Annotated in this window: 9 protein-coding genes; 6 read left to right on the forward strand and 3 right to left on the reverse strand. The window is 73.9% G+C overall.

The features are described from left to right. Positions 1-141 precede the first annotated feature (141 nt). Positions 142-1,404 carry a TIGR04053 family radical SAM/SPASM domain-containing protein gene (locus tag KBZ10_RS27375; RefSeq protein WP_210990424.1) on the reverse strand — a complete coding sequence of 421 codons (1,263 nt, stop codon included), beginning with the start codon at positions 1,402-1,404 and terminating at the stop codon, positions 142-144. A 211-nt stretch (positions 1,405-1,615) separates the two neighbouring features. Between KBZ10_RS27375 and KBZ10_RS27380 the strand changes: the two genes are divergently transcribed. The 5 genes from KBZ10_RS27380 (at position 1,616) to KBZ10_RS27400 (ending at position 9,191) form a co-directional block, all read left to right on the forward strand. After that, a complete protein-coding gene (locus tag KBZ10_RS27380) occupies positions 1,616-5,314 on the forward strand; it encodes a nitrate reductase subunit alpha (RefSeq protein ID WP_210990425.1) in 3,699 nt (1,232 codons plus the stop codon). A 73-nt stretch (positions 5,315-5,387) separates the two neighbouring features. Beyond that, complete coding sequence (gene narH / locus KBZ10_RS27385; protein ID WP_210990426.1) at positions 5,388-6,941, forward strand: nitrate reductase subunit beta; 1,554 nt, start codon at positions 5,388-5,390, stop codon at positions 6,939-6,941. Continuing rightward, a complete protein-coding gene (narJ, locus tag KBZ10_RS27390; protein ID WP_374223425.1) occupies positions 6,938-7,732 on the forward strand; it encodes a nitrate reductase molybdenum cofactor assembly chaperone in 795 nt (264 codons plus the stop codon). The genes narH and narJ overlap by 4 nt, the downstream gene beginning before the upstream one ends. Next, the gene (gene narI, locus KBZ10_RS27395) at positions 7,729-8,514 is read left to right on the forward strand and encodes a respiratory nitrate reductase subunit gamma (protein WP_210990427.1); all 786 of its coding nucleotides are present in this window, start codon (positions 7,729-7,731) and stop codon (positions 8,512-8,514) included. The genes narJ and narI overlap by 4 nt, the downstream gene beginning before the upstream one ends. Further along, positions 8,511-9,191, forward strand: a complete 681-nt coding sequence (locus KBZ10_RS27400) for a vitamin K epoxide reductase family protein (RefSeq protein WP_307847630.1) — start codon at positions 8,511-8,513, stop codon at positions 9,189-9,191. Before narI ends, KBZ10_RS27400 begins: the two co-directional genes overlap by 4 nt. 188 nt (positions 9,192-9,379) lie before the next feature. Here the strand turns inward: KBZ10_RS27400 and KBZ10_RS27405 are convergent, their stop codons facing one another. Both KBZ10_RS27405 and KBZ10_RS27410 read right to left on the reverse strand, forming a co-directional pair. After that, positions 9,380-10,579, reverse strand: coding sequence for a globin domain-containing protein (locus tag KBZ10_RS27405; RefSeq protein ID WP_210990428.1), 1,200 nt, complete (start codon positions 10,577-10,579; stop codon positions 9,380-9,382). Positions 10,580-10,800: 221 nt separating this feature from the next. Next, positions 10,801-11,277, reverse strand: coding sequence for a pyridoxamine 5'-phosphate oxidase family protein (locus KBZ10_RS27410; RefSeq protein ID WP_210990429.1), 477 nt, complete (start codon positions 11,275-11,277; stop codon positions 10,801-10,803). 449 nt (positions 11,278-11,726) lie between these two features. Here KBZ10_RS27410 and KBZ10_RS27415 point away from each other — a divergent pair, with 449 nt between their 5' ends. Beyond that, on the forward strand, positions 11,727-12,440 hold the full coding sequence (locus KBZ10_RS27415; protein ID WP_210990430.1) for a response regulator transcription factor: 714 nt from the start codon (positions 11,727-11,729) through the stop codon (positions 12,438-12,440). Positions 12,441-12,513: the final 73 nt, after the last annotated feature.

The following is a 12,513-nucleotide window of genomic DNA, read 5'->3' on the forward strand; positions in this document are numbered from 1 at the left end:
CTCACCGGCCACGCGCGCCCGCGCCGGCGCGGCTCCCGGCACGGCACGGGCGCGGTCCGGGCTTCCCCGGACACGGTGACGGGGCGGCCCGCGCCGTGCTCCGCGCGCACCGCCCGTCACCGTCCGGGCCGCCGCCCCGCCTCAGCGGCCCCCGGGCAGCAGCTCCGCCAGGTCCTCCTGGTACGGGAAGGAGCCCGGCCGGTACCCGCACCAGGGCTCCTCGGCGTACGGGTCGTCGGTGACCCCGTACGCCCGGGAGCGGGAGCCGCCGCAGACGGTGCGGAACTCGCACCGGCCGCACCGCCCGCCCAGCCGGTCGGGATCGCGCAGCCCCGTGAAGAGCTCGGACTCCCGGTAGATCTCGCTCAGCCGGCGCTCCCGCACGCTGCCCGCGCCCAGCGGCAGGAAGCCGCTGGGGTGCACCGTCCCCAGATGCGAGACGAAGACGAAGCCGCGCCCCGCGTTGATGTCCAGCGGCGGCCGGCGGGCGGTGCGGACGGCCGTGTGCAGGCCGAGTTCACCGGCGCGGGCGCGCAGCTTCTCGTAGAGCGGTCCGAGCCGCAGCGCGGGCACGTGGCCGGCGCCGCGGGCCTCCAGGATCCGGCGCTGGAGCACCACCCGGCGGAAGTGGTGCGCCTCGGTGGTCTTGGCGGGCACGGTGAGCCCCACGTCGTACACGAAGTTGAGGACGTCCTCGGCCTCCTGCGGGGTCAGGGCGTCCAGCAGCCGGCCGCGCCCGGTCGGCACCAGGAAGAAGGCGCTCCACAGCATCGCCCCGTGCTCCCGGACGAGCCGGACGATGTCCGGGAGATCGTCCAGGTTGCCGCGGTTGACCGTGGTGTTGATCTGGACCTTCATTCCGAGGCGGCGCGCCTCGTCCCAGGCGTCCAGGGTCCAGCCGTACACGCCGGGCACGCCGCGGAAGCCGTCGTGCCGTTCGGCGGTGGAGCCGTCGAGGCTGAGCGAGAGGCCCGTGCAGCCCGCCTCGCGCAGCCCGGCCAGGTTCTCCGGCGTCAGGGTCGGCGTGCCGGACGGGGAGACGGCCACCGGTACGCCCAGCGAGGTGCCGTACGCGACGAGGTGCCGCAGGTCGGGCCGCTGGAAGGGATCGCCGCCGGTGATGACGAACAGCGGCGCCGGGCGGCCGAACGCGGCCACCTGGCGCAGCAGGTCCTCGGCCGCGGCGGTGTCCAGCTCCCCGGGGCTGCGCCGGGTGACGGCCTCGGCGCGGCAGTGCAGACAGGCCAGCGGGCAGGCCCGGGTGGACTCCCAGATCACGATGAACGGCCGCTCGGCGACGTTCTGGTGCTGCCTGCGCAGCGCGCGCGGTCCGTGCGCCGGGACGCCCGGGCGCGCGGGCGCGCCGGCCGCTTCCGTCCCGGCGGCCGGTCCGTGATCGGTCATGGCCGTTCCCTCCTGAGTGGCATCCGGCTCAGCGTGCCCGCCGTCCGCCCCGCGCGGCAGCGGCCGTCCGGGGGCGGGCCGCCGGGACCTTGGTCCTGATCGGAGGGCCCCAACAGGCCCGGCCCGGCCCGTACCGGGGGACCTACCGGACGGTCCCGGGGGACCAACGGGCCCTGCTGGTCGCGGCTCTCCGCGATCTAGCTTCTGGCGCATGGCGAACGAGAGAACCGCAGACCCCGGCGGGGACGCCCCCGGCCGGCACTGGCCCCTGTCCGCCCGGCGGCTGCTGACGCGCGGTGAGGTGTCCCCGGACGGGCGGGCGGTGTACGGCGAGAACGATCCCCGGTGGGAGGACTTCTACCGGGGCCGCTGGGCGCACGACAAGGTCGTCCGCTCCACCCACGGGGTCAACTGCACCGGCTCCTGCTCCTGGATGGTCTACGTGAAGGAGGGGCTGATCACCTGGGAGCACCAGGCCACCGACTACCCGTCGATCGGTGCCGACTGCCCCGAGTACGAGCCGCGGGGCTGCCCGCGCGGCGCCTCGTTCTCCTGGTACACCTACTCCCCCAGCCGGGTCCGCTACCCGTATGTGCGCGGCACGCTGCTGACGATGTGGCGGGAGGCCCGGAAGCGGCTGGGCGACCCGGTGGCCGCCTGGGCGGAGATCACCGGCGATCCGGCGAAGGCGCGGGCGTACAAGCGGGCACGCGGCAAGGGCGGCCTCGTCCGCGCCGACTGGGACGAGGTGGCGGAGCTGATCGCCGCCGCCCATGTGCACACCGTCAAGACCTACGGCCCGGACCGCACCGCCGGCTTCTCCCCGATCCCCGCGATGTCCATGGCGTCCTTCGCCGCGGGCACCCGCTTCCTGTCGCTGATCGGCGGCACGCTGCTGTCGTTCTACGACTGGTACGCCGATCTGCCGATCGCCTCCCCGCAGTCCTTCGGCGACCAGACGGACGTGCCGGAGGCGGCCGACTGGTGGAACGCCGGCTATCTCGTGATGTGGGGCTCCAACATCCCCGTCACCCGCACCCCCGACGCGCACTTCCTCACCGAGGTCCGCTACCGGGGCACCAAGGTGGTCGCGGTTGCCCCGGACTACGCCGACAACGTCAAGCACGCCGACGAGTGGCTGGCCCCGCACCCGGGCACCGACGGCGCCCTGGCCATGGCGATGGGGCACGTGGTCCTCAAGGAGTTCCTCGTCGACCGCGAGGTGCCGTACTTCCGCGACTACCTGCGCCGCTACACCGACGCCCCGTTCCTGATCACCCTGCGCGAGCACGAGGACGGCTCCCTGGTGCCCGGCCGCTTCCTGACCGCCGCCGACCTCGGCGAAGGCGGGGAGCACCCCGAGTTCAAGACCGTGCTGCTGGACGGGACCACCGGCGAGCCCGTGGTCCCCGGCGGCTCGCTCGGCTTCCGCTGGGGCGAGCAGGGCAAGGGCAAGTGGAATCTGGAGCTGGGCGACACGGTGCCCGCGCTCACCCTCCAGGACCGCGCCGAGGACCGGGTGGAGGTGGCCCTCCCCCGCTTCGACGAGGGCGCCACCGAGGGCGGCTCCTCGATGGTCCGCGGGGTCCCGGTGCGCCGGGTCGGCGGCCGGCTGGTGACGACCGTCTTCGATCTGATGCTCGCCCAGTACGGCGTGCGCCGCGAGGGCCTGCCCGGCCGCTGGCCCACCGGCTACGAGGACGCCTCCGAGCCGTACACCCCGGCCTGGCAGGAGACGGTCACCTCGGTGCCGGCCGTGCAGGCGGCGCGCATCGCGCGGGAGTTCGCCCGCAACGCGGAGCGCACCGAGGGGCGTTCGATGATCGCCATGGGGGCGGGGACCAACCACTGGTTCCACTCCGACACCATCTACCGGGCGTTCCTGGCGCTCACCACGATGACCGGCTGCCAGGGCGTCAACGGCGGCGGCTGGGCGCACTACGTCGGCCAGGAGAAGGTGCGCCCCGTCACCGGGCTGCAGCATCTGGCGTTCGCCTTCGACTGGCAGCGGCCGACCCGGCACATGACCGGCACCTCCTACTGGTACATGAACACCGACCAGTGGCGGTACGAGGCGTTCGGCCCGGAGGAGCTCTCCTCGCCGCTCGGCGAGGGCCGGTTCGCCGGACGGGCGTTCGCCGACTGCCTCGCCCAGGCGGTGCGGATGGGCTGGACCCCGGGCCACCCGGCGTTCGACCGCAACCCGCTCGACCTCGCCGACGAGGCGAAGGCCGCCGGGCGCGATATCCCCGCCCACATCGTGGAGCAACTGAAGTCCGGCGAGCTCACGTTCGCGGCGGAGGACCCGGACGACCCGGCCAACTTCCCGCGCGTCCTCACCGTCTGGCGGGCCAATCTGCTGGGCTCCTCCGGCAAGGGCAACGAGTACTTCCTCCGCCATCTGCTGGGCGCGGACGCCGCGGTGCGCTCCGCGGAGACCCCGCCCGGGGGCCGCCCGAAGGAAGTGGCGTGGCACGAGGAGGCCCCGGAGGGCAAGCTCGACCTGATGGTCTCGGTGGACTTCCGGCTGACCTCCACCGGCCTCTTCTCGGACGTCGTGCTGCCGGCGGCGACCTGGTACGAGAAGGACGACCTGTCCAGCACGGACATGCACCCCTTCGTGCACGCCTTCACCCCGGCCATCGCCCCGCCCTGGCAGGCCAGGACCGACTACGACACGTTCCTGACCATCGCCGACCGCTTCAGCGAACTCGCGAAGGACCACCTGGGGACCCGTACCGACGTCCTCGCGGTGCCGCTCACCCATGACACCCCGGACGAGCTGGCGCAGCCCGGTGGCATCGTGCGGGACTGGAAGACGGGCGCCTGCGAGCCGGTGCCGGGGCGCACCATGCCCAAGCTGGTGACGGTCGAACGCGACTACGCGGCGGTGGCCGACAAGATGCGCGCGGTCGGCCCGCTGCTGGACACCCTGGGCACCACCACCAAGGGCGTCACCGTCCACCCGGACCGCGAGATCGGCGAGCTGCGGCGGCGCAACGGCGCGGTGCGCGGCGGCGCGGCGGACGGCCGGCCCTCGCTGGCCACGGCCTCCGACATGTGCGAGGCGATCCTCGCTCTCTCCGGCACCACCAACGGCCGCCTCGCGACCGAGGGGTTCCGCGCCCTGGAGGAGCGGACGGGGACGGAGCTGGCGCACCTCGCGGCGGAGCGGGAGGGCGAGCGGATCACCTTCGCCGACACCCGCACCCAGCCGCGCGCGGTGATGACCTCCTACGAGTGGTCGGGCAGCGAGACGGACGGGCGGCGCTACTCGCCGTTCACCATCAATGTCGAGCAGCGCAAGCCCTGGCACACCCTCACCGGCCGGCAGCACTTCTTCGTCGACCACGACTGGATGGCCGAACTGGGCGAGCAGCTCCCGGTGTTCCGTCCGCCGCTGGACGCCCGCCGCCACTACGGCGACGAGCACCTGGGCGAGGAGGGCCGGGCGGAGGTCACGGTCCGCTATCTCACCCCGCACTCGAAGTGGTCGATCCACTCGGAGTACCAGGACAACGCGTACATGCTGGCGCTGTCCCGCGGCGGCCCGGTGATCTGGATGAGCTCCGCCGACGCCGAGCGCATCGGCGTCCGCGACAACGAGTGGGTGGAGGCGTACAACCGCAACGGCGTCGTCGCCGCCCGGGCCGTGGTCAGCCACCGGATGCCCGAGGGGACGGTGTACATGTACCACGCGCAGGACCGCACGGTGAACGTGCCGAGGACGGAGGTCAGCGGCAAGCGCGGCGGCACGCACAACGCGCTGACCCGGCTGCTGCTCAAGCCGTCCCATCTGATCGGCGGCTACGCCCAGTTCACCTACGCCTTCAACTACTACGGCCCGACCGGCAACCAGCGCGACGAGGTCACCGTGATCCGCCGCCGTGCGCAGCAGGTCGACTACTGATGGCCGGCGCACGGACCCCCGCCCCACGGATCGCGGACGCCCGGACCCCCGGCGCCCAGAGCGGAGCAGCACGATGAGAGTCATGGCACAGGTCGCCATGGTGATGAACCTCGACAAGTGCATTGGTTGCCACACCTGTTCGGTGACCTGCAAGCAGACCTGGTCGAACCGGCCCGGGGTCGAGTACGCCTGGTTCAACAACGTCGAGACCAAGCCCGGTGTCGGCTACCCGCGCGGCTACGAGGACCAGGAGCACTGGAAGGGCGGCTGGATGCTGGACCGCCGCGGCCGGCTGGTGCTGCGGTCCGGCGGCCGGGTGAAGCGGCTGCTGTCGCTGTTCTCCAACCCCGATCTGCCGTCGATCGACGACTACTACGAGCCGGTCACCTACGAGTACGACACCCTGGTCGACGCCCCCGTGGGCACCCACGTCCCGGTGGCCCGCCCGCGCTCCGTGCTGACCGGCGAGCCGACCGCCATCACCTGGGGCCCCAACTGGGAGGACGGGCTCGGTGGCGCCGGGGAGACCGCCGCGGCCGACCCGAACCTGCGCGGCTCGCTCGCCGAGAAGGTGAAGTTCGAGTTCGAGCAGACCTTCCTGTTCCACCTGCCGAGGCTGTGCGAGCACTGCCTCAACCCGGCCTGTGTCTCGGCCTGCCCGTCGGGGGCGATGTACAAGCGGGAGGAGGACGGCATCGTCCTGGTGGACCAGGACCGCTGCCGCGGCTGGCGGATGTGCGTCACGGCCTGCCCGTACAAGAAGGTCTACGTCAACCACGCCACCGGCAAGGCGGAGAAGTGCACCTTCTGCTTCCCGCGCATCGAGGCGGGCCAGCCGACCGTGTGCTCCGAGACCTGCGTGGGCCGGCTGCGCTACCTCGGCCTGGTGCTCTACGACGCCGACCGGGTCGGCGAGGCCGCGGCCGTCGAGAACGAGCACGACCTGCTGGACGCGCAGCGCAACGTGTTCCTCGACCCGTCCGACCCGGAGGTGATCGCGGCGGCCCGCCGCGACGGCATCGCCGAGGACTGGCTGGAGGCGGCCCGCCGCTCCCCCGTGTACGCGCTGATCTCCCGGTTCAGGGTGGCGCTGCCGCTGCACCCGGAGTACCGGACGCTGCCGATGGTCTGGTACGTGCCGCCGCTGTCGCCGGTGCTGGACGCGGTGGGCGAGGCGGGCGGCAACGCCGACGACCCCGACCACGTGTTCGCCGCCGTGACCCGGCTGCGGATCCCGCTGGAGTACCTGGCGAACCTGTTCAGCGCGGGCGACACCGACGTGGTCGCCGGCGTGCTGATGAAGCTCACCGCGCTCCGCAGCCACATGCGCGCCGTCAACCTCGGCGAGGCCGGCGAGGAGGAGGCCCTGGCAGCGGTGGGGCTCGACGCCGTCGAGGCGGAGGACCTGCACCGGCTGCTGGCGATCGCCAAGTACGAGGACCGCTACGTCGTCCCCGCCGCCCACAAGGAGGACGCCGCCGCGCTCAGCGCGATGGAGAACCGCTGCCCGGTGGAGAGCTCCGGCGGCGAGCCGGCCGCGAGCGGCAAGGTGATGCTGGGCCTGCCCAGGATCCGCCGCCGCGACGCGGCCCCGGAGGCCGGCGGACTCGCGGGAGGAGTGTCGTGAGCCCCCGGAACCCGCTGCACGCGGTCCGCACCCGGATCCGCCCCGCCGCCCGGCGGCCCGCGGACCTCACCCCCGAGGAGCGGGAGACCCGCGGTCTGCTGCTCCGTCTCTGCTCCCTCTTCCTGCAGTACCCGGACGACGAACTGGCCGCCGCCCGGGCCGTGCTCGGCAGCTCCGTACGGGCGCTGCCGGACTCCCCGGCGGCCGCCGAACTGACGGCGTTCGCCGGGTGGTTCACGGCCACCGGCCCGGACGACCTGCGGCGCCACTACGTCGAGGTGTTCGACCTGCGGCGCAAGAGCAGCCTCTACCTCACCTACTACCTGCACGGCGACACCCGGCGGCGCGGCATGGCGCTGCTGACCCTCGCCCAGTGCTACCGCGCCACCGGCTGGGAGAGCGGCAGCGGGGAACTCCCCGACCATCTGCCGGTGGTCCTGGAGTACGCCGCCCTGACGGGCACGGCGGCCGGTGAGGCCCCGCTGCGGCGGCACCGGCGCGGCCTGGAGCTGATCCGCCGCTCCCTGGGCGCCGTCGAGTCCCCGTACGAGCACGTCCTGGCCGCGGTGCTGTCGCTGCTGCCGCCGGCGACCGACGCGGACCTGCGGGCCGTGGCCGAACTGGCCGCGGCCGGGCCGCCCGCGGAGGACGTCGGCCTGGACCCGTTCGACGGCGGCGTGTTCGCCCCGCCCGGCACCTTCACGCCCCCGGCCCCGGCCCCGCCCACCCGGACGGAGCCCGCCCCCGCCGGTCCCTCCACCAACCCGACCACCAGGGAGAACGTCCGATGACCCTCGCCGGCGGCCAACTCGCCGCTGCCACCACGGCAGGTGACCTCCTGCTGTGGGTGGCCCTTCCCTACGCCGCGCTCGCCGTCTGCCTCGTCGGCCACGTGTGGCGCTACCGCAGGGACCAGTTCGGCTGGACCAGCCGCACCACGCAGTTGCTGGAGCACCGCTGGCTGCGCTGGGGCGGCCCGCTGTTCCACCTGGGCGCCTTCGCGGTGATCGGCGGCCACGCCGTCGGTCTGCTGATCCCCGCCTCCTGGACGGAGGCCGCCGGCATCACCGAGCACATGTACCACGTGGCCGCCGTGTGGCTGGGCACGGTCGCGGGGATCGCCATGGTGGCCGGGCTGGGGATGCTCAGCGCCCGCCGGCTGCTCTCCCGCCGGATCCGCACCACCACCGACCGTTCCGACAAGGTCCTCTTCCCGGTGCTCGCCGCGACGGTGCTGCTGGGCATCGCGGCGACGGCGGCGCACAACGTCTTCGGCGGCGGCTACGACTACCGCACCACCATCTCGCCCTGGTTCCGCGGGCTGTTCACCCTGCAGCCGCTGCCGGAGGCGATGACCGGGGCGCCGCTGCTGTTCCAGCTGCACGCCCTGTCGGCCCTGCTGCTCTTCGCCGTCTGGCCGTTCACGCGCCTGGTGCACGTGTGGAGCGCGCCGGTCGCGTATCTGTCCCGGCCGTATCTGGTCTACCGGCACCGTCCGTCCGCGCCGCCGGCCGCCCGGCGGCGCGGGGCCCCGGCGGGGAGCCCGGGGGAGCGCCAGGGGGCCCGGCGGTGACCGCCCGGCACGCCTCCGCCCCGGGCCCCGCCCGGGACTCCGCCACCGCCCGGCCCGCGCCGATGCCCGCCCCCGAGGGGGACGGCATCGGCGCGGGCCGTTCCACGGCCGTCCTGATCACGGTGGCGGGCACCCTCGGGTGGCTCGCCTCGTTCGGCCTGGCCCGGGACTCCTGGGCGCTGATGGAGGATCCGTCCTACGCGCCGGCCTGCGACATCAGCCCCGTCATCGGCTGCGGCGACATCGCGCGGACCTGGCAGTCGGAGGCCTTCGGCGGGATCCCCAACATGCTGTGGGGGCTGGGCGTCTTCGCCGTCGTGGGGGCGCTCGGGCTGGCCCTGCTGGCCGGGGCGCGGTTCCGTCGCTGGCTGTGGCTGCTTCTCCTGGGCGGGTCCCTGCTCGGGGTCGCCTTCGCCCACTGGCTGATCTACCAGTCGCTCTACGTCCTGGGCGAGCTGTGCCCGTACTGCATGCTGATCTGGGTGGTCACCATCGCCCTCTTCTGGACGCTGCTGACGGACGCCCTGCGCAACGGGGTGCTGCCGCTGCCCGAGCACCGGCGGGAGGCGGCGGAGGCGGTGCTGGACGTGCGCTGGCTGCTGCTCTCCGGCTGGTACGCGCTGATCGCCGTGTTCATCCTGACCCGCTTCTGGTCGTACTGGACCAGCCTCGTCTGAGCCGTGCCGCCGGACCGCGCCGGCCGGCCGTCCGGGGACCTCTCCCGTGGACGGCCGGCCGCCGTGCGGGCCGGGCCGGCGGCGGCGCACACGGCGGCGCCCCGCCTCCCGCCCGGTGGCGGGGGACGGGGCGCCCACGGTCGCCGGTGCGCGTCCCGGGGAGGGGGACGCCTCCCGGCGGAGCCGGGTCAGGCGGCGGGGTCGGCCAGCCACAGGTCGGGGCCGAAGACCTCGTACTTGACGTCACGGGCGGGGACACCGGCCCGCAGGAGGTCCGTCCGGACACCGCGCATGAACTCCAGCGGGCCGCACAGGTACGCCTGCGCGTCCGCGGGGATCTCCACCTCGGAGAGGTCCATCAGGCCGGTACGGGCCCCGGCCTCCCCGGCGCCGTTCTCGTACCAGAAGAGGGCGCGGGTCGCGGGCAGCTTCGCGGCCAGCTCCAGGGTCTCGCCGCGCAGCGCGTGGTCGGCCGGCGAACGGTCGGCGTGCAGGACGAGCACCTCGCGCTCGGGCGTGGTGGCCGCTACGTGCGCCAGCATGGCCGCCATGGGCGTGACGCCGACGCCCGCGGAGGCCAGCACGAGCGGCCGGTCGGAGTCCTCCAGGACGATGTCGCCGAACGGCGGGGAGAGCTCCAGCTCGTCGCCGACCCGGACGGTGGAGTGGAGCAGGTTCGACATCTCGCCGTCGGGGGCGTCCTCGCCGTCGACCCGCTTCACGGTGATGCGCCGCTCGTCCTCGCCGGGGGCGGAGGAGAGGGTGTACTGCCGGAGCTGCCGTACGCCGTCGGGCATGACCATGCTGACGCTCACGTACTGCCCGGCGCGGGCCTCGGGAGCGGGCTCCCCGTCGGCCGGGCGGAGGACGAAGGAGACCGTGTCGGCGGTCTCCTCGCGGCGGTCGGTGACCCGCCACGTCCGCCAGTTCTGCCCGGGGCCGACGCCCGCGGCCTGGTAGAGCCGGGCCTCCTGGGCTATGAGGGCGCCGGCCATCAGCCAGTAGACCTCGTCCCAGGCGGCGGCCACCTCGGGCGTCACGGCGTCGCCGAGGACGTGGGCGATCGCGCCGAAGAGGTACTTGTGGACGATCACGTACTGGTCGTCGGTGATGCCCACGGAGACGTGCTTGTGGGCGATGCGGTCCAGCAGGGCGTCCGGACGGCGGTCCGGGTTCTCCAGGAGCCAGGTCGCGAAGGCGGCGATGGAACCGGCGAGCGCCTGCCGCTGGACTCCGCTGGCCTGGTTGCCCCGGTTGAACAGCCCGTCGAGGAGCTCGGGGCGCTCGGAGAACATCGTGCCGTAGAAGCGGGTGGTGATCTGGTCCAGTGCCCCGCCGACGGCGGGGAGGGTGGCGCGGACGAGCTCGGCGGACTCGGCGGACAGCACGGCAGCTCCCAGGGGGGTGAGGAGAAGGGTTTCCGGCCTCCCGTACGGGGCGGCCAATCCGTGTATAGCAGCCGAAATACGAGGTCAGAGGGGCGATGGGACCTCTGCGGTGGATCTCGGGACACAGGTCCCACAGACCAGGGCCAAAAGTCCCGGTCTTCTCCGTGACAAATCAGGGCCGGACGGCACCCCGCGGGGTCGCCGTCCGGCCCTCGCGCCGGTTACGGGATGGTCCAGAGCCCGGCCGCGGACGTCGCGTCCCGGGGCTCGGGCGGCGCGATCAGATCGGCGTGGCTGCCGAGGGCGCGCCCGGTGACCAGCTCCGGCTCGATGAGGATGTAGACGCCGTCGGCGACCGGCCCCCAGGAGTCGGGGCCGACCACCTCCAGCCTCCGGTGCTCCGCGGGGTCCGTCACGACGTGGGCGATGCCGGTGACGATCACACTCCAGCCGCTGGACGTGGCCGCGTCGATCTGGTCCGCCTCGAACGCGACCACGGCGCCGTTCACCGAGGCCGCCAGCCGGGAGCCGGCCGAGGTGCGGACGATCACCGAGTAGTCGCTGTCGAGGGCGAAGTTGACCGGCAGGACGGCGGGCAGCGCCTCGCTGGTGTAGACGATACGTCCGATCGGAACGGTGGCCAGCCGCCGCAGACACTCCTGCCGGTCGAGTTTGTGGAAGCCGTTGTCTGGGTGCATCTGTCCATCCTTGTTGCGGCGCGGCGGTCCGCGCCGGGGCAGCTGTGCCCCGCGGGTGCCGCGGGCGGGGCGGGGTTCCGGGGCGGCGCCGGCTCCCGGCCGTCCGGCCGGAGGCACTCCCGCCCCAGCGGCCCAGGATCCACCGGCGCGCGGCCGGGCGGCAGGGGCCACAGGTCCCGATCCCCCGCCGACCGGTCCCGGCCTTTCCGGCGGAACGGACGGAACGGACCGCTTCCCGCCCCCCTTCCCTTCGTCTTCCACCGGGTATCCGCTGGAAGAGGGCACCACACACGGATACGTCGATCCCCTCCCACCGGATACGGTGGGGGTGCGCGGCGCGGGCCCGCGACCCGGCCCGACCCCGCGTATCCGGTGCGGGCCGCACCCGCACCGCAGGTACCAGGGCGCCGCCGGCCCCGCAACGGACGGCGCGGACAGAGGAGCGATGGATGGCGGAAAACGACCGGGCCACCGGAGACACTCCGGTCAAGGTCTTCCTGCTCGACGACCACGAGGTCGTCCGGCGGGGGGTGCACGACCTGCTGGAGGCCGAGCCGGACCTCACGGTGATCGGTGAGGCCGCCACCGTCGAGCAGGCCCTCGTCCGGGTGCCGGCGCTGCGCCCCGACGTCGCCGTGCTGGACGTCCGGCTCCCCGACGGCAACGGCGTCAGCCTGTGCCGGGAGCTTCGGTCGCGGATGCCCGAGCTGGCCTGTCTGATGCTCACCTCCTTCGACGACGAGGAGGCGCTGCTCGACGCGATCATGGCCGGGGCCGCGGGCTACGTGCTGAAGCAGATCTCGGGGACGGACCTGGTCTCGGCGGTGCGCACGGTCGCCTCCGGCCAGTCCATGCTGGACGCGAGCGCCACCACCCGGCTGATGGCCCGCCTCCGCTCCGAGGAGGAGAAGGAGCCGGAGCCGGACGCCCTGCCGGGGCTGACCGCCCGCGAGCGGGAGATCCTGACCCTGATCGGGGAGGGGCTGACCAACCGGCAGATCGGCCAGCGGCTCTACCTGGCGGAGAAGACCGTGAAGAACCACATCTCGCGGCTGCTGGCCAAGCTGGGGGTGGAGCGGCGCGTGCAGGCCGCCATCATCGCCACCCAGGCGGAGGCCCGGGAGCCCGCGCACCCGCCGGCGCGCGGCCGCTCCCACGGCTGACCGGGGAGCGCGAGGCATACGGAGGCGGGGCGGGGGCGGGGGGGGCCCCGGCCCGACAGCACCTCGCCGTAGG

This window comes from Streptomyces sp. F63, assembly GCF_018070345.1.
Lineage (GTDB): Bacteria > Actinomycetota > Actinomycetes > Streptomycetales > Streptomycetaceae > Streptomyces.

Excerpts from the sequence above, each read along its gene's own strand:
- KBZ10_RS27410 (WP_210990429.1), bottom strand. The coding sequence starts at position 11,277 with ATGCACCCAGACAACGGCTTCCACAAACTCGACCGGCAGGAGTGTCTG.
- KBZ10_RS27375 (WP_210990424.1), bottom strand. The coding sequence starts at position 1,404 with ATGACCGATCACGGACCGGCCGCCGGGACGGAAGCGGCCGGCGCGCCC.
- KBZ10_RS27380 (WP_210990425.1), top strand. The coding sequence starts at position 1,616 with ATGGCGAACGAGAGAACCGCAGACCCCGGCGGGGACGCCCCCGGCCGG.
- narH (WP_210990426.1), top strand. The coding sequence starts at position 5,388 with ATGAGAGTCATGGCACAGGTCGCCATGGTGATGAACCTCGACAAGTGC.
- narI (WP_210990427.1), top strand. The coding sequence starts at position 7,729 with ATGACCCTCGCCGGCGGCCAACTCGCCGCTGCCACCACGGCAGGTGAC.
- KBZ10_RS27415 (WP_210990430.1), top strand. The coding sequence starts at position 11,727 with ATGGCGGAAAACGACCGGGCCACCGGAGACACTCCGGTCAAGGTCTTC.